At 67.8% G+C, this 17,868-nt stretch carries 18 protein-coding genes and 1 pseudogene; 11 read left to right on the top strand and 8 right to left on the bottom strand.

The annotated features are described in order from the left end of the window. Positions 1 to 10: 10 nt before the first annotated feature. Positions 11 to 493, bottom strand: coding sequence for an Lrp/AsnC family transcriptional regulator (locus tag OG394_RS29855; RefSeq protein ID WP_328990476.1), 483 nt, complete (start codon positions 491 to 493; stop codon positions 11 to 13). Between the two features lie 118 nt (positions 494 to 611). Between OG394_RS29855 and OG394_RS29860 the strand changes: the two genes are divergently transcribed. Genes OG394_RS29860 through OG394_RS29870 form a run of 3 tightly spaced genes read left to right on the top strand, consistent with a single transcriptional unit; the run spans position 612 to position 3,984 of the window. Then, complete coding sequence (locus OG394_RS29860; protein ID WP_328990477.1) at positions 612 to 1,748, top strand: thiamine pyrophosphate-dependent dehydrogenase E1 component subunit alpha; 1,137 nt, start codon at positions 612 to 614, stop codon at positions 1,746 to 1,748. Continuing rightward, complete coding sequence (locus tag OG394_RS29865; RefSeq protein WP_328990478.1) at positions 1,745 to 2,731, top strand: alpha-ketoacid dehydrogenase subunit beta; 987 nt, start codon at positions 1,745 to 1,747, stop codon at positions 2,729 to 2,731. The genes OG394_RS29860 and OG394_RS29865 overlap by 4 nt, the downstream gene beginning before the upstream one ends. After that, positions 2,728 to 3,984 carry a dihydrolipoamide acetyltransferase family protein gene (locus OG394_RS29870; protein ID WP_328990479.1) on the top strand — a complete coding sequence of 419 codons (1,257 nt, stop codon included), beginning with the start codon at positions 2,728 to 2,730 and terminating at the stop codon, positions 3,982 to 3,984. The genes OG394_RS29865 and OG394_RS29870 overlap by 4 nt, the downstream gene beginning before the upstream one ends. On the opposite strand, the gene OG394_RS29875 is transcribed toward OG394_RS29870, so the two are convergent. Further along, positions 3,964 to 4,680, bottom strand: a complete 717-nt coding sequence (locus OG394_RS29875) for a TetR/AcrR family transcriptional regulator (RefSeq protein ID WP_328990480.1) — start codon at positions 4,678 to 4,680, stop codon at positions 3,964 to 3,966. The two genes, OG394_RS29870 and OG394_RS29875, sit on opposite strands and share 21 nt — an antisense overlap. A 103-nt stretch (positions 4,681 to 4,783) precedes the next feature. Continuing rightward, positions 4,784 to 5,587 carry a S1 family peptidase gene (locus OG394_RS29880; RefSeq protein ID WP_328990481.1) on the bottom strand — a complete coding sequence of 268 codons (804 nt, stop codon included), beginning with the start codon at positions 5,585 to 5,587 and terminating at the stop codon, positions 4,784 to 4,786. Between the two features lie 199 nt (positions 5,588 to 5,786). Between OG394_RS29880 and OG394_RS29885 the strand changes: the two genes are divergently transcribed. Then, the gene (locus tag OG394_RS29885) at positions 5,787 to 6,806 is read left to right on the top strand and encodes a hypothetical protein (protein WP_328990482.1); all 1,020 of its coding nucleotides are present in this window, start codon (positions 5,787 to 5,789) and stop codon (positions 6,804 to 6,806) included. Here the strand turns inward: OG394_RS29885 and OG394_RS29890 are convergent. Continuing rightward, positions 6,793 to 7,017, bottom strand: a pseudogene (locus OG394_RS29890) (aldo/keto reductase); the annotation flags it as partial. The gene OG394_RS29885 and the pseudogene OG394_RS29890 sit on opposite strands and share 14 nt — an antisense overlap. Positions 7,018 to 7,033: 16 nt before the next feature. Next, a complete protein-coding gene (locus OG394_RS29895) occupies positions 7,034 to 8,212 on the bottom strand; it encodes an MFS transporter (protein ID WP_328990483.1) in 1,179 nt (392 codons plus the stop codon). A gap of 155 nt (positions 8,213 to 8,367) precedes the next feature. Here OG394_RS29895 and OG394_RS29900 point away from each other — a divergent pair, with 155 nt between their 5' ends. From OG394_RS29900 to OG394_RS29930, 7 genes are all read left to right on the top strand, one after another. Beyond that, positions 8,368 to 8,817: a MarR family winged helix-turn-helix transcriptional regulator gene (locus OG394_RS29900; protein ID WP_328990484.1), complete on the top strand. Its 450-nt coding sequence runs from the start codon at positions 8,368 to 8,370 to the stop codon at positions 8,815 to 8,817. Next, entirely contained in the window at positions 8,814 to 9,761 is a 948-nt protein-coding gene (locus OG394_RS29905) for an NAD-dependent epimerase/dehydratase family protein (RefSeq protein WP_328990485.1), read from the top strand. Before OG394_RS29900 ends, OG394_RS29905 begins: the two co-directional genes overlap by 4 nt. Positions 9,762 to 9,913: 152 nt before the next feature. Beyond that, positions 9,914 to 10,495, top strand: a complete 582-nt coding sequence (locus tag OG394_RS29910) for a helix-turn-helix domain-containing protein (protein WP_328990486.1) — start codon at positions 9,914 to 9,916, stop codon at positions 10,493 to 10,495. Positions 10,496 to 10,566: 71 nt separating this feature from the next. Beyond that, a complete protein-coding gene (locus tag OG394_RS29915) occupies positions 10,567 to 11,709 on the top strand; it encodes an NAD(P)/FAD-dependent oxidoreductase (RefSeq protein WP_328990487.1) in 1,143 nt (380 codons plus the stop codon). Then, on the top strand, positions 11,706 to 13,640 hold the full coding sequence (locus OG394_RS29920) for an FAD-dependent oxidoreductase (RefSeq protein WP_328990488.1): 1,935 nt from the start codon (positions 11,706 to 11,708) through the stop codon (positions 13,638 to 13,640). Before OG394_RS29915 ends, OG394_RS29920 begins: the two co-directional genes overlap by 4 nt. Next, positions 13,637 to 14,545, top strand: a complete 909-nt coding sequence (locus OG394_RS29925; RefSeq protein WP_328990489.1) for a dihydrodipicolinate synthase family protein — start codon at positions 13,637 to 13,639, stop codon at positions 14,543 to 14,545. The genes OG394_RS29920 and OG394_RS29925 overlap by 4 nt, the downstream gene beginning before the upstream one ends. Position 14,546: 1 nt before the next feature. Beyond that, complete coding sequence (locus tag OG394_RS29930) at positions 14,547 to 15,548, top strand: proline racemase family protein (protein ID WP_328990490.1); 1,002 nt, start codon at positions 14,547 to 14,549, stop codon at positions 15,546 to 15,548. A 113-nt stretch (positions 15,549 to 15,661) separates the two neighbouring features. Here the strand turns inward: OG394_RS29930 and OG394_RS29935 are convergent, their stop codons facing one another. The 3 genes from OG394_RS29935 to OG394_RS29945 are packed head-to-tail and all read right to left on the bottom strand — an operon-like array spanning position 15,662 to position 17,855. Beyond that, on the bottom strand, positions 15,662 to 16,495 hold the full coding sequence (locus tag OG394_RS29935) for a biotin-dependent carboxyltransferase family protein (RefSeq protein ID WP_328990491.1): 834 nt from the start codon (positions 16,493 to 16,495) through the stop codon (positions 15,662 to 15,664). Continuing rightward, positions 16,492 to 17,103, bottom strand: coding sequence for a 5-oxoprolinase subunit B family protein (locus OG394_RS29940; protein ID WP_328990492.1), 612 nt, complete (start codon positions 17,101 to 17,103; stop codon positions 16,492 to 16,494). Before OG394_RS29940 ends, OG394_RS29935 begins: the two co-directional genes overlap by 4 nt. Next, complete coding sequence (locus OG394_RS29945; RefSeq protein WP_328990493.1) at positions 17,103 to 17,855, bottom strand: LamB/YcsF family protein; 753 nt, start codon at positions 17,853 to 17,855, stop codon at positions 17,103 to 17,105. The genes OG394_RS29940 and OG394_RS29945 overlap by 1 nt, the downstream gene beginning before the upstream one ends. Positions 17,856 to 17,868 lie beyond the last annotated feature (13 nt).

The following is a 17,868-nucleotide window of genomic DNA, read 5'->3' on the forward strand; positions in this document are numbered from 1 at the left end:
AGGGCAGCCGTCAGGGCGTACCGAGGTCCTCGAAGACCAGCGCGGTCCGCGTACTCAGAACCTCCGGAATGGCCTGGAGCTCGTCAAAGACCACCCGTCGCAGACCAGCGTTATCAGCCGCCCGCACCAGCAAAATCGCGTCGAAGTCGCCACCCACCAGCGCCACATGCCGCACCTCCGGAATGGCCGCCAGCCGCTCCCGCAAAACCCGCCACGAGCTCTGCCGCAGATTGAGCATCACGTACGCCGAGGTGGCCAGCCCGACCTTGAGCGGATCGACCGTCGCGGTGAAGCCGGTGATCACGCCCGCGCTGGTCAGCCGCTCGACCCGCGCATACGCGTTCGCCCGGGAAATGTGCACCTTCTCGGCCAGCGCGCGGATCGAGAGCCGGCCGTCCGCGACCAGTTCGTCGACGATCAAACGATCGATCGCGTCGAGGGGCGCGGCCAACTGTCCAGTACCACCCCGGTCAGAGGTATCCCCGACAGACATATTGCTCCAATCAAGGCGCACGAGTGATACATATTCTCGCATCCGGCGGATCTATGGCTCACGAATGGCCAGAAGAGCGACCATGAGGGATCCGTCCGTCTGTGCCGCAGGAGGGTCCATGCCGCCCGAGAAGCCCCGCAAAAGGCCCGTCAAAGCCAAAAGGCCCGCCATCGAGGAGCAGTTGCTCCCGTCCACCGAGCCGATCCGGCTGATCGACGAGCACGGCACCGCCCACGACCACCCGTCGTACGCGATGCCGGCGACCGACCTGCTGCTCAAGGGGTACGACGAACTCGTCGCCGGCCGCAGGCTCAACGACCAGGCGGGCGCACTCGTACGCCAGGGCCGGCTCGCCGTCTACCCGTCCTCCCACGGCCAAGAGGCCTGCCAGGTCGCGGCCTCACTCGTACTCCAGGATCAGGACTGGCTGTTCCCGACCTACCGGGACACGGTCGCCGCGGTCGTGCGCGGGGTCGACCCGATCGAGGTGCTGACGCTGCTCCGCGGCGACTGGCACTCCGGCTACGACCCGTACGAGCACAACGTCGCACCCCAGGCCACCCCGCTCGCCACGCAGCTCCTGCACGCGGTCGGCGTCGCGCAAGCCGCCAAGCTCAAGGGCGAGGACACCGTCGTGATGGCGTTGTGCGGCGATGGCGCGACGAGTGAGGGCGACTTCCACGAGGCGCTGAACTTCGCCGCCGTCTTCCAGGCCCCGGTCGTCTTCTTCATCCAGAACAACGAGTACGCGATCTCCGTGCCGCTCGACCGCCAGACCATCGCGCCATCCCTTGCCCACAAGGGCATCGGGTACGGCGTGCCGGGAGAACGGGCCGACGGCAACGACCTCGCGGGCCTCCTCGCCGTACTCGGGCAGGCCGTCGCGAAAGCCAGAAGGGGCGAAGGACCGCAGTTGGTCGAGGCCCACACGTATCGGGTGCAGGCGCACACCAACGCCGACGACGCGACCCGCTATCGCGATGACGCCGAGGTCACGCCGTGGCTCGAGCGCGATCCCCTCAAGCGCGCCGAGGCCTATCTCACCGCGCAAGGTCTGCTCGACGACGACGCCAAGATCAAGGCCCAGGGCAACGCCGAGCGGATCGCGACCCACCTGCGCGAAGGCTTGATGCAGGAGGTGCAGCCCGACCCGGCCGACCTCTTCGCCCACGTGTACGCCGAGCCGACGCCGCAACTGCGCGAGCAATGGGCATTCCTGCAGGACGAACTGGCCCGTGAGGAGACCGCGCGATGACGTACACCAAGATCTCCATGGGGCAGGCGCTGAACCAGGCGCTGCGCGACGCGATGGCCGCCGACGAGACCGTACTGGTCTTCGGCGAGGACGTCGGCCCGCTCGGTGGCGTCTTCCGGATCACCGACGGTCTGACCGCGGAGTTCGGCGAGAGCCGCTGCTTCGATACGCCGTTGGCCGAGGCCGGCATCGTCGGTACGGCGATCGGCCTCGCGATGAACGGGATGCGCCCGGTCGTCGAGATGCAGTTCGACGCGTTCGCCTATCCGGCGTTCGAGCAGATCGTCAGCCACGCCGCCAAGATGCGGAACCGCACTCGCGGCCGGGTCACCCTGCCGATGGTCATCCGTGTCCCGTACGCCGGGGGCATCGGCGGCGTCGAGCATCACTGCGACTCGTCCGAGAGCTACTACGTCAACACGCCGGGCCTTACCGTCGTTGCGCCTGCCACGGTTGCCGATGCGTACACCTTGTTGCGTAGGGCAATCGAATCGCCTGACCCGGTTGTCTTCCTGGAGCCGAAGAAGCTCTACTGGGCAAAGGAAGAGGTCGACCTCACGCAGGCCGAGCCCGGCATCGGCAAGGCCGTCGTACGGCGTGAGGGTGGCGACGCGACGTTGATCGCGTACGGACCGGCTGTTCCGATCGCGCTGGAAGCGGCCGAGGTGGCTGCGACCGAGGGGCGCCAGTTGCAGGTCGTGGATGTGCGCTCGCTGGTGCCGTTCGACGACGAGACGGTTTGCGCCGCCGTACGGAGCACTGGCAGGGCCGTAGTCGTTGCCGAGGCCACCGGATTCGCGAGCGTGTCGTCGGAGATCGTTGCCCGAGTCACCGAACGGTGCTTCCATTCGCTGGCGGCGCCCATCCGCCGGGTGACCGGGTTCGACATCCCGTTCCCGCCACCGAAGTTGGAACGGCATCAGTTGCCAAGCGTTGACCGCATTCTCGACGCCGTGGACGATCTGCAGTGGGAGGACTCGTGACCGTGCAGACGTTCCTGCTGCCCGATCTCGGCGAAGGACTGACCGAGGCCGAGATTGTCCGCTGGCTGGTCGCCGTCGGTGACGTCGTGGCTGTGGACGCACCGGTCGCCGAGGTCGAGACGGCCAAGTCGATCGTCGAGGTGCCTTCGCCGTACGCCGGAGTGGTCGCCGAGCTGCACGGCGCCGAGGGTTCGACCGTTGACGTCGGCAAGCCGTTGATCTCGATCGGCAGCCTGCCCGATCCGGCCGCCGAGCAGTACCGCGAGGAGGAAAAGGCCGGCTCGGGCAATGTCCTGATCGGTTACGGCACGTCAGGCCTGCACTCGACCGGCCGCAACCGTCGTCGCCGCACTACTCCGCCGGCTAAGAAGCACGCGGAGTCCAAGGTCCCCTTGGTGATGTCGCCGCTGGTGCGGAAGCTGGCGAAGGACACGAAGGTCGATCTGACCACCCTGAGCGGCACCGGCGCAGGCGGCGTCATCACCCGCCGCGACGTCGAAAACGCAACGCAGCCAGGTCCTGTGGTCGCCGACGAGCAGCAGGCAGGGACGGACAGCCGCACCGGCCTGCCGATCAAGCTCGTCACCCCGATGACCGGATTCCGCAAGGCCGTCGCGACCACGTTGAGCCGCAGCCGCCGCGAGATCCCCGAGGCCACCACCTGGGTCGATGTCGACGCCACCCCGCTGCTCGACCTGCGCGAGTCGTTGCGTACGGCAACCGATCCCGGCCCGGGCCTGCTCGCGCTGATGGCCCGTTTTGTCGTCGCCGGCTTGCTCAAGTACCCGGAGCTCAACGGCACGGTCGATACCGAGCGCGATGAGCTGATCCAGTACGACGGCATCAACCTCGGCCTGGCCGCGCAAACCGATCGCGGCCTCGTCGTACCGGCCGTGCTGAACGCGCATCGCCTCACCACCCGCGGGCTCGACGCCGAGATCCGGAAGGTCACGGCCGAGGCGCGCGAGGGCCGCAACATCGGGACGGCAGGCACCTTCACGCTGAACAACTACGGCAGTTTCGGCGTGGACGGCAGCGCGGCGATCATCAACCACCCGCAGGTCGCGATCCTCGGCGTCGGCCGGATCATCGACCGGCCCTGGGTGGTCGACGGTCAGCTGGCGGTTCGCAAGGTCACCCAGCTGTCGTTCGTCTTCGACCACCGGGTCTGCGACGGCGGTACGGCCGCGGGCTTCCTGCGCTTCGTCGCGGACGCCTTTGAAAACCCGGTCTCAGTCCTCGCCGACCTCTGACGGGTCCTCGACACCACCCAAGATGGCCCGGAGGCCGGCGACGAACCGCGCCTCCGGTCCGGCCAGGTCGTCCCGGCTCAGGTACGACGCGAGCACGCTGGTGCCGACGCCGAGTTGATCGCCCGCGGCGGCGGCCCAGTCGCGATTGCTGAGGCCGCTTCGGCGAATGGTGGCCGTCCACGCCGCGTCCGCGACGGCTGCACCGACGACGTAGTGGAAGACGGCCGAGACCGCGGCGTCGAGCCCTTCGCCGGTGAAGCCCGCGTCGGCCAGGATCTCCAGCACCCGTTCGGCGTACGCCTGGTAGTTCGGTCCGAGGCCCGCGTGGCTGCCGAGTAGCTGGGAGGCCCACGGATGGCGGCGCAGTACGTCGTACACCCGGCGGGCGAGGGTCTCGAGCTGCGCGCGCCAGTCGCCGGGCAGGTCATCGAGGGCCGCTTCGCCGATGACCGCGTCGACGGTCAACTCGAGTAGATCGTTCTTGGTGGCCACTCGCCAGTAGAGCGCGGAGGTCGCCGCCGTACCGAGCTCGACGGCCATCCGGCGCATCGTCAGGTTGTCCAGGCCCTCGGAATCGAGGATCGCGATCGCCACCTTGACGATGTGCGCGCGGCCGAGCGGTGAACGGGTCTCGCCCGGTTCGGGCCGCAGCCAGACCGAGCCCAGAGTGGTCTTCTCATCCGCCGCGCGTGCCATGGCAGCACACCCTAGCGGTCTGGATAAAACACTGTTTCAGCGGGGACTGATACAACGTTTCAGCCCCCGGCAAGCCAGGCTCACCGGGGGCTGAAACAACGGACTAGCTGTTGATCTGGGTCTGCAGCGCGGAGGCGTAAGTGGCCACCTCGGCGTACACGCCCGGGTTGCCGGCGTCGGCGCAACCGATACCCCACGACACGACCCCGAAGAGCTGGCCGTTCAGGACCAGCGGGCCACCGGAGTCACCCTGGCAAGAGTCCTTGCCACCCTGGGTGTAGCCGGCGCAGATCTCGCCGTTGGCCACGTAGTCGTAGTCCGCGTAGACGTCCGACCGGCCGCAGTACGAGTCCCCGAGGACCGGGACGGTCACCTTCTGGAAGCGGTTCGCGGGGCCGGTGCCTTCGGTGTTGCCCCAGCCGTAGACGACCGACTGGGCACCGACGGCGTCGGCCGCGCGGCTGGTCTCCAGCGGCAGGGTGGCGACACCGGTGAACGGCGTGGTCAGCGTCAGTACGGCGACGTCGTGGCCGGGCTGGCTGCCGTACAGCGGGTCCTTCCAGATCTTCGAGATCTTGGAGGTCTTGCCGACCGTGGTCTGCGACAGGCTGTCGCGACCCTGGACGGCCGTGTAGGTGCTCATCGCGCGGGTGACGCAGTGCGCCGCCGTGACGATCTTGTTCGCCTTGACGAGCGTGGCGCCGCACCACTGGCCGGTCGACGAGGGGGAGCCGCTGTTGTTCAGGGCGATTGCCCAGGGCGTCTGGGCGGTGCTGGCCAAGGTGCCGCCGACGATGCTCTCCGTCGGGACGCCGGGCTTCTGTGCGGCCTGCGCGGGTCCGGCTGCACCGAGGGCGGCGGTGGCAACTGCGGCGATAGCCAGCGCAAGCTTGAGCTTTCCTGTCATGCCTCACACTCCAGGTTGGTCGGGCCGCTATGGCGGGAGCGGCCGTCTGACCGAGAAGAATCGTCAGGACACGGACAGTAAGCAAGCGTTTGCCCGGCACATCAGTGCCTACTCAGAGTTGTGTCAGTGCTACTTAAGTCGCACGAGTCCAGCCGCAGGACCGATGTGCGAGGGCTGGCAAAGCCGAAAAATCGGCGTCATGCCGATGGATTTGCAAGGAGTCGCGTACGACACGGGCACGGTCTTCATGGATGAGGAAAGCCGCCCGACCTGGAATCGCCGCCAGCTCCGCCAGGAGCTCGAGGCCATCGACGAGCGCCTGCACGCCAATTGGGTCAGCGTCTTCGGGAGCGAGGTGGAGCGGCTGACCGAGGCCGCCGACGAGGCGCTGAGTCGTGGCCTGACCGTATCGATCCAGCCGCGCGCGTTCGACCGTCCGCAGGAGTACGCGCTGGAGCACCTCCGGCAGACGGCCTGCGCCGCCGAGCGATTGCGCAAGCAGCACGATCCCGAGGTCATCCTGGTGGTGGGCTGCGAGTTCATGCTGTTCACGCCGGGCATCGTGCCGGGCGCCGACTTCTACGAACGCGTCGAGAACCTGAGCAAACCCGATGCCGACTGGCCGGGCATCCATCGTCGATTTGCCACGTACGTCGACAAGGTGGTGAAGGTCGCGCGGAAGAACTTCGGCGGCCGGATCACGTACGGCGCGGCCGCGGACCTGGAGCCGGTGAACTGGGCGCTGTTCGACATCGTGGGGCTCGACTATTACTCGTACAACGAGGACCCGGCTGCCCATACGGCCGAGCTAGCGCCGTTTCGTCAATGGAACCAGCCGATTCTGATCCTCGAGTTCGGGTGTTGCACCTTCACCGGCGCGGCCGAGAAGGGCGGGATGGGCTGGAACGTCGTCGACTACACGAAGGACCCGCCGGCGATTCCGCCGGGCGTCGAGCGGAACGAGGCGGAGCAGGCCGAGCACTTGGTCAACATGCTCGGCGTGTTCGAGCGCGAGGCGTGCCTGGGTGCGGCGATGTACTCGTTCATCTCGCCTGATGCGGCCCACTCGCCGACCACCAAGGCGCACGACTACGACATCGCGTCGTACGCCTTGGTGAAGACGATCCGGAAGGACCACTTCGACCCCCTGTCGCCGTACCGGTGGGAGCCGAAGCAGTCCTTCCACGCCGTAGCGCGCGAATACGTCAGGCGACGTTGAACGTGTCCGGGTCCGGCCCGGTGCGCTCGCCGCGATCGGGGGTGGCGAGGTCGGTCAGGTCGGCATCGTCGAGCTCGAAACCGAAGACGTCCAGGTTCTCCGCGATCCGCGAAGGGGTTACGGACTTGGGGATGACGACGTTGCCGAGCTGAAGGTGCCAGCGCAGCACCACCTGGGCCGGCGTACAACTTCTCGAACGCGCGCCTCGTTCTGGTAGGCGGCGGGTTTCAGGCGTGGACGAGGATGGGGGCGGCCGTCTTCTTGGCGTTGCGGTCGAGTACGCCGGACAGCACGGCCACGGCTAGGCCCGAGGCGGCGAGCGCGGCGCCGACCCAGTTGGGGGCCGTGTACCCAAGGCCATGCTCGATGGTCAGACCGCCGAGGTAGGCGCCGATCGCGTTGCCGAGGTTGAACGCGGCGATGTTGGCGGCGGACGCCAGCGCGGGTGCGCCCTTGGCCTTGTCCATCACGCGCATCTGCAACGGCGCCACGGTGGCGAACCCGGCCGCGCCGAACAACGCGATGGTGATTGCCGCCGGCAACTTCGCGTGCGCGGTGAAGACGAAGACGGCCAGCACGGTCGCGAGCAGCGCGAGAATGACGTACAGGCTGGGCATCAGCGAGCGGTCGGCCGCCTTGCCGCCGAGGATGTTGCCGACGACGAGACCACCGCCGAACAGCACCAGCAGCCAGGTCACCGCGCCGGACGAGAAGCCCGCGACGTCGGTCATCATCGGCGCGATGTAGGTGAAGGACGCGAACACCCCGGCGAACCCGAGCGCGGTCATCGCCAGTGCCAGCCAGACCTGCACGTTCTTGAACATGGCCAGCTCGCTGCGCAGCCCGCCGCCCTCGGTGACGGTCTGCTTCGGGACCAGCGCGACGATGCCGAGCAGGCCGATCACGCCGAGCGCGGTGACCGCCCAGAAGGTCGAACGCCAGCCGAACTCCTGGCCAAGCGCGGTACCACCCGGGACGCCGAGCACGTTGGCGATGGTCAGACCGGTGAACATCAACGCGATCGCGCTGGCCTGCTTCGCCTTCGGCACCAGCGATGCCGCGACGACCGAGCCGACGCCGAAGAACGCGCCGTGCGACAGCGCCGCCACGATCCGGCCCGTCATCAGCACGCCGTACGTCGGAGCGAGCGCGGAGATCAGGTTGCCGACGATGAACAGGCCCATCAGCGCGATCAGCACGGTCTTGCGGGAGACCTTCGAGCCGATCGCGGTGAGCAGCGGCGCGCCGACGACCACGCCGAGGGCATAACCGGAGATGAGCAGACCGGCGGACGGAATGCTGACGCCGAAGTCGGTGGCGACCTCGGGTAACAGGCCCATGATGACGAACTCGGTGGTGCCGATACCGAAGGCACCGATGGCCAGCGCAAGAAGTGCGGCGGGCATGACTGGATTTCTCCTCGACTGTAGTCTAGTGACTGTTACCGGCGTCCGCGATAGTTGCACACGCGGACTATTGCACGAGCGCTATGCTGCCTCATGCAACGGTATGAATCAAGTCGTGCCCGTTTTCCTGGTGGCTACGGGCTGGAGGAGGAGCTGTGGGAGTCGCGGACGACGCCGTAGAGGCGCGGGCGCAGGGGTGGCGCACACTGGCCGCCCTGCATGCCCGGATCGAGGATGAGCTCGAGCGGGCGCTACAGCGCCAGCACGGGATCTCTGTGAGTGAGTACAGCGTTCTGGATGTTCTGGCGCGTCAGGACGACTACCACCTGCGGATGAACCAGCTGTCCAACGCGGTGGTCCTGAGCCAGTCGGCCACTACCAGGCTTGTGAACCGCTTGGAGGATCGTGGGCTGCTGTCGCGCTACCTGTGCGCCACGGACCGCCGCGGTATCTACACCGAGGTGACGCCGGCTGGGCGCGAGCTACTGGCCGAGGCGCGGCCCACGCACGACGGCGTCCTGTCCGAAGCACTGGAGAAGGCCTCGGAGTTGCCAGAGCTCGCGCCGCTGGTTGACGCCCTCGCCCGTCTAGCCTTACCTGCATGAAGCTTCTCCTCCTCGGTGGTACGTCATTTGTCGGTCGGGCCATCGCGGAGGAGGCACTGCGCTCGTCTGTCGACCTGACGATCTTCAGTCGTGGCGTGACGGGTAACGAGTTGTTCCCGTCAGTGCCGCGGCTGGTCGGGGATCGGGCGACTGGGGACTACTCGGCGCTCCGCGACGGCGGCTCTTGGGATGCCGTAGTCGACGTAAGCGGGTATGTGCCGCGGCAGGTTGGTCAGACTCTCGACGCCCTTGGTGATCGTTTCGGGCGGTATGTCTTCATTTCCAGTCATGCGGTCTACGAGCGTTCCGGGGCCGTGGCGGGTGACGACGAGGATGCTGCGTTGCGTCCGGCCGTTCGGGATACCGAGGAGCTTGTCGAAGAGACGTACGGCCCGCTGAAGGTCGCCTGTGAGCAGGATCTGCGGACCGCATTGGGTGATCGCGTCACGATCGTCCGGCCGTGCAAGGTCGCTGGGCCACATGACACCTCGGACTCCTTCACCTATTGGGCGCGACGTGCCGCTCGGGGTGGTCGGGTAGTGCTGCCGGGTCATCCCGAACAGCCTGTCGCGCTGGTCGACTCGCGGGATTTGGCTGGTTTGACCGTGCGGCTGGTGCTCGACGATCGCGCGGGTGCCTTCAACGCGGTTGGTGAGTCGACCACCCTGGGCGAGCTGATCCACCTCTGCGCGGACGTTGCCGGCTCTTCGGTTGAGGTCGTCCCGGTGCCGGAGGGGTCCGGTGGCCCGTTCTTCCCACTGGTCCGCGCCCGCGAAATCTGGCCGGGCCTCCAACGCAGCACCGCCCGCGCCGTCGCCGCCGGCCTACCCCGCACGCCTTTGGCCCAGACCGCCGCAGACGTCCTCGCCTGGGACCGCGCCCGCGGCCTCCCACCACTGACCACCGGCTTCACGCTTGCCGAAGAAGCCGCTCTACTCGCCTAACCGCGTTTGCATTCATTCGTCGGAATCCGCCCTCTCATGCCCGCGTACCTGTACTGCTCGGCGGACCGTAGAGGGCGGATTCCGACGAATGAATGCATAGGTATGTGGGAGGCTCGCGGCAGGACCGGGATCGTGGAATGAGGAGGCGGTTGGTGGCTGGGCAGGGTGCGGGGCGGGTGTTGGCGGCGAATCTTCGGGCTCGGCGGGAGGAGCAGGGGATCTCGTTGTCCGAGTTGGCGCGACGGTCCGGGATCGCCAAAGGGACCTTGTCGCAGCTCGAGTCCGGTACGGGCAATCCGACCATCGAGACCGTGTTCAGTTTGTCGAACGCACTCGGAGTAGCGGTGTCATCGCTGCTGAGTGAGGTTGCCGCCGCCGATGTGGTGGTGGTGCGGTCGGACGAGGTCGACGTGCTGAGCGGGGACGCGGTGGATCTGCGGATGCTGCGGCGGATCGAGGCGGCGGGCAGTTTGTGTGAGATGTACGACCAACGGGTGCGGCCCGGCAAGGTCCAGCACTCGGCCGGCCATCCCGGGATCGAGCACACCGTGGTCGTTTCCGGCCGGCTACGGATCACCTCGGGCGGTGCCGGTCACGAGGTGGGGCCGGGGGATTACGTCTCGCTGGTGGCGAGTGAGCCGCATTCCTATGAAGCGCTCGACGGCCCGGTGCTGTCGGTGCTGCTGCTGGAGTATCCGCCGGACGTGCGCGGTCCCGTCGTCCTGCCCCATTGACCTGATCGGTTCTGCCGCCTAGTCTCGATATCGTTCAGTTTAATGAACGATGTCTTCTTGAGGAGGTGCGCGTGCCGGACGTCGTCGTGGTCGGTGCGGGCATCATCGGCGCCGCCTGTGCGGAGGCGCTCACGGCTGCCGGTTTGAGCGTCCTGGTCCTGGATCGAGGGGCTCCGACCTCTGGAACCACTGCAGCCGGTGAGGGCAACGTCCTGGTCTCTGACAAAGAGCCAGGGCCTGAGCTGGATCTAGCTGTCGCTTCCCGTCAGGAGTGGCCGATCGTCCTTGAGCGCTTGCAGGCGGACGTGGAGTGGGAGCCCAAGGGTGGTCTCGTAGTCGCTACTACTTCCCTCGAGCCCTTGCAGGAGTTCGCGGGGGCCCAGCGCGCTGCAGGCGTTGAGGCCGTCCCTGTCACCTCTGCCGAGGCGCTCGAGTTGGAGCCGCTCCTAACGCCTCGCGTAACAGGAGGCGTCTACTACCCGCAGGACGCACAACTCCAACCAGTGCTCGCCGCAACCGCCTTGCTAGCCGCCGTACGTGCTCGTGGCGGAGAGGTCCGAGGCGGAGTCACCGCAACCGGCGTACGCCGAGCAGGGATGCGCGTAGTCGGCGTAGAGACTTCAGCCGGGTACATCCCTTGCGAGACCGTGGTGAACGCCTGCGGCCCGTGGTCCGGGTCGTTCGCCTCAGCAGCCGGTACGCCGGTCGAGGTGCTGCCGCGCCGGGGGATGATCCTCGTAACGGCCCCATTGCCGGAGTGCGTTCGGCACAAGGTGTACGACGCGGACTACGTCGGCGCCGTCGGTAGTGGCGACGCGGACCTACAGACGTCCACCGTGGTCGAGTCGACGCGAGGCGGCACGATCCTGATCGGGTCCAGTCGCGAGCGCATCGGGTTCGACGCGACGATCCGCGTGCGCGTGCTGCGTGACCTGGCGGCGAAGGCGGTCGGCCTGTTCCCGTTCCTGGCGGAGGTGCCGGTGATGCGCGCGTACGGCGGCTTCCGCCCGTACGCGCCCGACCACCTCCCGGTCATCGGGCCCGACCCGCGCCTGGACGGCCTTTGGCACGCGACCGGCCACGAAGGCGCGGGCATCGGCCTCGCCGCCTCGACCGGTCGGCTCCTCACCGAACTCCTCACTGGCGAGGCGCCGCACATCGACGAGAAGCCTTTCCGCGTGGATCGCGCGGCCGTGATCGGAGCAGCGTCATGAGCCCGTTCCGCGTACCTGCTGAGGATGACCCGACGCGCCCGCGCGCGGCCGGCGACCTGCGCGTCACGGTCGATGGCGAGCCGCTGACCGCCGTACCCGGTCAGACCATCGCGGCGGCGTTGATGGCGTCGGGCCGGGACTCCTGGCGGCGTACGCGCTTCGGCGATCGCCCGCGCGGCGTCTTCTGTGGCATTGGCGCCTGCTTCGACTGCCTGGTCACCGTCAACGACGTCCCCGACACTCGCGCCTGCCAACGCACTATCGCCGCGGGCGACACCATCACCACCGACACCCACGCCTTGCATTCATCGGTCCGAATCCGCCCCTCCGACCCTGCCCCGGGTATCCGTCAACCGACGGGGAGGGGCGGATTCGGACCGATGAATGCCATTTCAGGACACGTGGTCGTGGTGGGAGCGGGGCCTGCGGGTATCGCGGCCGCGCTCGCAGCGGCGGACGCCGGCGTGCCGGTGCTCCTGGTCGACGCGGGACCGGCGGTGGGCGGGCAGTACCACCGTCAGCTCCCCGACGACTTCCGAGCCGAACGCCCCGAGGCGATTCAGCATGGTTGGTCGTCCTTCACCCGCCAGCGCGAGCGGATCCAGCAGCACGACCTCATCACCCACCTCGCCGACACCTCGGTCTGGGCCATCGAGCCGGTCGAAACGGGCCAGCGGCTTCACCTCCAGACCGGTCCGGCCGACGCGTCCGGGCGTGAGTTGACGGTGGTGGAGACGTCTGCGTTGGTGCTCGCCACCGGTGCCTATGATCGCGCTTTGCCCTTCCCTGGTTGGGATCTGCCCGGCGTCTATACCGCTGGTGCCGCCCAGGCGTTGGCGAAGGGGCAACGTGTTGCCGTGGGCAAGCGAGTGCTTCTCGCCGGGACTGGGCCGTTCCTGCTGCCGGTCGCCGAGTCGCTGCTGGGTGTTGGTGCGCGTCCGGTCGCGTTGCTGGAGGCGAACTCGCTCGCGACTGTCACGCGGGGGTGGTTACGGAACCCATTAGTTGCCCGAGGCAAGTTGGGCGAGGGCGCGCGGTATGCGGCCATGCTCGCGCGGCACCGGATTCCAGTTCACCATGGGCAGACCGTCGTCGCCGCGCACGGGACCGATCGCGTCGAGGCCGTCACCGTGGCCCGGCTCGACTCGGAGTGGCAGGTCGTCCCCGGAAGTGAGCGGCGGGTCGAGGTGGATGCGGTGTGCGTCGGTTTCGGGTTCACGCCGAATCTGGAACTCGCCGTCACCGCGGGCTGTGCGCTCGACCCGTTCGTGGTGGTCGACGATGACCAGTGCACCTCGATCCCTGGCGTATTCGCGGCCGGGGAGATCACGGGCATCGCCGGAGCTGTCCCTTCAGCTGCGGAAGGCCGCGTTGCCGGCGCTGGTGCGGCAAGCTCGGTGCTGGCGGCGCGTGGTCACAAGGGCCCGATGAACGCCGACACGCCGCGTCACAAGGGCCCGATGATCGGAGACACACCGGGTCAGAAGGGACCGATGAACGGCGACGCGCCGCGTCACGAGGGGCCGATGAGCGCCGAGACGTCGAGGGCGCGGGCGGGCGACCGGAAGGCTGTTGCTCGGGGCAAGCGGTTTGGCGAGGCGTTGGCGAAGGCTTATCCCGTTAGGGATGGCTGGAAGAGTTGGTTGCGGGATGACACGCTGGTTTGCCGGTGTGAGGAGGTGACTTGCGCGACGGTGCGGGCTGCCGATGCGGAAGGGCTTCGTGCGATCAAGCTCACCACTCGCGCGGGGCTCGGGCTTTGCCAGGGGCGCGTTTGTGCCCGCACGATCAACGCGCTCGCCACCAGTCTCGACTCCGACGACCTCGGCGCGAGTCGCCCCATCGTCGTACCCGTGCGGCTTGGCGATCTCGCCATCGCACCCCTAGAACCCCAAGAACCCGTACTAAAGAACAACCTGGAGGATCAGTGAGCGAGAAGCTCGACGGCGTCATCGTGGCGACCGCCCTGCCGTATGCCGAGGACGCGAGTGCGCCTGCCGGGTTGCGGCCCGACTATGACCGGTACGCGGAGCACTGCCGCTGGTTGATCGAGAGCGGCTGCCGTGGTGTCGGCCCGAACGGTTCGCTGGGGGAGTACTCGTCGCTGACCGATGACGAGCGCCGTACCGTGGCCAAGACCGCGATCGAGGCCGTTGGCAACGATGGTGTGGTCGTCGTCGGCGTACACGGCGCGGGCGCGCACCAGGCTCGCAAGTGGGCCGAGCTCGCCGCGGAGGATGGCGCGGACGGGGTGTTGTGCCTGCCGCCGACGATGTATCGCGCGAACCGGTCCGAGGTGATCCACCATTTCACCGAGGTCGCGAAGGCCGGGTTGCCGGTGATGGTCTACAACAACCCGCACGACACCAAGGTCGACCTCACGCCCGACATCCTCGCCGAGCTGGCGCAGATCGAGAACGTGGTCGCGGTCAAGGAGTTCACCGGCGACGTCCGGCGCATCCTGGAGATCCGCGAGGTCGCGCCCGACCTGGCCGTGATCGCCGGCGCGGACGACCTGACCCTCGAGGCGTTGCTGATGGGCGCGACGGGCTGGTTCGCCGGCTTCCCGAACGTCTTCCCGGCCGAGTCGGTCAAGCTGTACAACCTTGCCCTGCAGGGGAATCTCGCCGAGGCGCGTGCGCTTTACGAACCGCTCGTGGCCGCTTTCCGGTGGGACTCGCGGGTGGAGTTCGTTCAGGCGATCAAGTACGGCATGGACTATGTCGGGCGATTCGGCGGCCCGTGCCGTCCGCCGCGTGGGCCGCTCGTGCCGGAGCACCTGGCTCAGCTCGAACTCGACATGAAGAAGGCCGTCGAGTACCTGCGGGCGGTCTGACATGCGCGCGGCCCGTTCGATCAGCGCAGTCGACTCGCACACCGAGGGCATGCCGACCCGCGTCGTCACCGGCGGCGTCGGCGTGATCCCCGGCGCCACCATGGCGGAGCGACGTATCCACTTCATGGCCCACCAGGACGACCTGCGGCTGTTTCTGATGAACGAGCCGCGCGGCCATTCGGCGATGAGTGGCGCCATCCTGCAACCGCCGACGCGACCAGATGCCGACTGGGGTGTGCTGTACGTCGAGGTGTCCGGCTATCTGCCGATGTGCGGCCACGGCACCATCGGCGTTGCCACCGTGCTGGTCGAGACCGGTATGGTCCCGGTCGTCGAGCCCATCACCACGATCCGTCTCGACACCCCGGCCGGCCTGGTCATCGCAGAAGTTGCTGTGAGCAACGGAAAGGCCGAGCACGTCACGATCCAGAACGTGCCGGCCTATTCGCACGCGCTCGACGCGGTCATCGACGTACCGGGGCTTGGGTCGATCACGTACGACATGGCGTACGGCGGCAACTACTACGCGATCTTGCCGCTGGAGCAGCTCGGGATTCCGTTCGACCGGGCGGAGAAGGACCGGATTCTTGCCGCGGGCCTGGCGATCATGGACGCCATCAATGAGAAGGACCGGCCCGTGCATCCGCTCGACGCGAGCATCTCGGGTTGCAAGCACGTCCAGTTCACCGCGCCCGGCCAGGACGGCAGCCATTCCCGCAACGCGATGGCAATTCACCCCGGCTGGTTCGATCGGTCGCCGTGCGGCACGGGTACTTGCGCGCGAATGGCGCAATTGCACGCACGCGGCGAGCTTGCCCTAGGCAACGATTTCGTCAACGAGTCCTTCATCGGCACCCGTTTCACGGGTCGTCTCATCGAGGAAACCACTGTCGGTCCTCACGTCGGCCTGATCCCCACGGTCACCGGCCGAGCCTGGATCACCGGCCTCGCGACGTACCTCTTGGACCCGGACGACCCCTTCCCCACGGGCTTCCAGCTCTAGCCGTACTTCTTTTGCGACGATCGGACCCGATTTGCCGCTGCGAGGCAGCCTGCACCTGACAGGTAGTAGACGAGCGGCAAATCGGGTCCGATCGTCGCAAAAGAAGGGGCAGCTCAGCCGGTGAACGTCAAAGGTTGGCCGGGGCGGAGTTGGGCGCAGGTGGGGAGCGAGGCGTCGGTTACGTAGGCGATGACTGGGTAGCCGCCGGTGACCGGGTGGTCGGCGAGGAAGAGTACGGGCAGGCCTGAGGGTGGGATTTGTAGCGCGCCGACGGCCATGCCCTCGCTGGGGAGTTCGCCTTCGCGGGTTCGGGTCAGCGGCTCGCCGTCGAGGCGTACGCCGACGCGGTTGCTGTTGCTGTTGACGGTATAGGTCTGCCCAGTGAGCAACGCCCAAGCCTTCTCGTCGAACCAGTCGCACCGCGGCCCCGGCACGATCCCCACTCGCACAAGGCCTTCCGGCGGAGCCGCCACCGGGGCAAAGTCGACGCCCGGCATCGGCAGCTCCGCCGTGCCAACCGGGAGTACGTCGCCCGTGGCAAGCGGCGCCGGGCCGAGACCAGCGAGTACGTCGCTCGATCGCGAACCGAGCACCGGCTCGACGTCGAACCCGCCACGCACAGCGACGTAGGTCCGCAGCCCGCTGGTCGGCGGCCCGAACCGAAGGACCGTGCCGCGCCCGACCTGATGCGGGGCGTTAAGCGGTACGCCGGTGCAAGGCGCGCCAGTGATGGCGATGACCAGGTCCGTCTCGGCCAGCAGCACCAGCCCGCCGAACGTCAACTCGAGCACAGCCGCGCCTTGGGTATTGCCAACCAGGCGATTGGCCAACGCGTACGCGGCGAGGTCGCAGGCGCCGGACCGACCAATACCGAGTGCGGCCTGTCCCGGGCGACCCGCGTCCTGGATCGTTGTCAAAGGCCCCGATTCGAGCACGGTGAAGCTCATTCGGACACCTCGGCAAAGCGGACGCGTACACCCGGGCGCAGCAGCGCGGCCGGCTCGCGCTTGAGGTCGAAAACCGCGATCGAGGTCCGGCCGATCAACTGCCAGCCGCCCGGCGATTCGCGCGGATAAACCCCACTGAACTCGGCGGCCAACGCGATCGATCCCGGCGGCACCTTGGTACGCGGCGACGACCGGCGCGGGATATCCCAATCGCCGCCGCTGGTGAGATACCCAAAGCCCGGTGCGAATCCGCAGAACGCGACGGTCCACTCCTCGCCGGTATGACGCTCGACGACTTCGCGCTCGGAGCACCCGAGCAATTCCGCGACATCGCCCAGATCCGCGCCGTCGTACACGACCGGGATCTCGACGAGCTCTCCCGTGGCTCGCCGATCGGCCCGTACGGTCGTTGCCTTGAGCACCTTTTCCAACGAGGCCAATGAACTCGCCGCGAGGTCGATCGAGACCATCACCGTACGCGCGGCCGGGACGAGGTCCACGACCCCGGCGGGCGGATCGGCCGCCAGGGTCGCGTAGTACCCGAGAACCTCGTCGAGGGAGTCGAGCTCGACCAGCAACGCCGACTCCCCGCAGGGCAATACCCGCATCAGGTCGCGAACGGGCTCAACGAAACGCCCGCCCCGGTCAGGCCGGCCCGGACCGTACGCGCGATCTCCACGGCACCAGGCGTATCCCCGTGCACACAGATCGACCCGGGCGACAGCCGCAGCGAACCACCCGCGCTGTCCTCGATCGGCTCACCCGTTGCCATCGCGATACAACGAGCCGCGATCGTCGTACCGTCGTGAAGTACGGCACCCTCCAACCGGCGCGAGACCAACGTGCCGTCCGGGTTGTACGCCCGGTCCGCGAACGCCTCGTGCACCACAGTCAGGCCGCGAGCGGCTGCGAGGCGGAGCCAGGCCGCGCCGGGCAGGCCGAGAACCGGCAGGGTGGCGTCGTACTCGGCGACAGCTTCGACGACAGCGGCGGCCTGCTGCTCGTGGTGCACGATCGTGTTGTACAGGGCGCCATGCGGTTTGACGTAGCGGACCCGCGAACCACCGATCCGGGCGAACGCGTCGAGCGCGGCGATCTGGTAGACGACCTCGTCGCGCAGCGCGGCCGGCTCGATATCGATGAACCGGCGACCGAACCCCGGCTTGTCGTTGTAACCGACGTGCGCGCCGATCGCGACACCTCGCTCGGCCGCGGCCCCGGTGACCCGCCGCATGATCGACGGATCACCCGCGTGGAAACCGCAGGCAACGTTCGCACTGGTGACGACGTCCAGCAACGCCAGGTCGTCACCCATCGACCAAGAGCCGAAGCCCTCGCCCAGATCGGCGTTCAGATCCATTTCAGGTCCTCTC

Source organism: Kribbella sp. NBC_01245, assembly GCF_036226525.1.
In the GTDB taxonomy this organism is placed as follows: Bacteria; Actinomycetota; Actinomycetes; order Propionibacteriales; family Kribbellaceae; genus Kribbella.

Bases quoted from the DNA above. Each gene is read 5' to 3' on its own strand.
- OG394_RS29855 (WP_328990476.1), bottom strand. From the start codon at position 493: ATGTCTGTCGGGGATACCTCTGACCGGGGTGGTACTGGACAGTTGGCC.
- OG394_RS29860 (WP_328990477.1), top strand. From the start codon at position 612: ATGCCGCCCGAGAAGCCCCGCAAAAGGCCCGTCAAAGCCAAAAGGCCC.
- OG394_RS29865 (WP_328990478.1), top strand. From the start codon at position 1,745: ATGACGTACACCAAGATCTCCATGGGGCAGGCGCTGAACCAGGCGCTG.
- OG394_RS29875 (WP_328990480.1), bottom strand. From the start codon at position 4,680: ATGGCACGCGCGGCGGATGAGAAGACCACTCTGGGCTCGGTCTGGCTG.
- OG394_RS29880 (WP_328990481.1), bottom strand. From the start codon at position 5,587: ATGACAGGAAAGCTCAAGCTTGCGCTGGCTATCGCCGCAGTTGCCACC.
- OG394_RS29885 (WP_328990482.1), top strand. From the start codon at position 5,787: ATGCCGATGGATTTGCAAGGAGTCGCGTACGACACGGGCACGGTCTTC.
- OG394_RS29895 (WP_328990483.1), bottom strand. From the start codon at position 8,212: ATGCCCGCCGCACTTCTTGCGCTGGCCATCGGTGCCTTCGGTATCGGC.
- OG394_RS29905 (WP_328990485.1), top strand. From the start codon at position 8,814: ATGAAGCTTCTCCTCCTCGGTGGTACGTCATTTGTCGGTCGGGCCATC.
- OG394_RS29920 (WP_328990488.1), top strand. From the start codon at position 11,706: ATGAGCCCGTTCCGCGTACCTGCTGAGGATGACCCGACGCGCCCGCGC.
- OG394_RS29930 (WP_328990490.1), top strand. From the start codon at position 14,547: ATGCGCGCGGCCCGTTCGATCAGCGCAGTCGACTCGCACACCGAGGGC.
- OG394_RS29935 (WP_328990491.1), bottom strand. From the start codon at position 16,495: ATGAGCTTCACCGTGCTCGAATCGGGGCCTTTGACAACGATCCAGGAC.
- OG394_RS29940 (WP_328990492.1), bottom strand. From the start codon at position 17,103: ATGCGGGTATTGCCCTGCGGGGAGTCGGCGTTGCTGGTCGAGCTCGAC.
- OG394_RS29945 (WP_328990493.1), bottom strand. From the start codon at position 17,855: ATGGATCTGAACGCCGATCTGGGCGAGGGCTTCGGCTCTTGGTCGATG.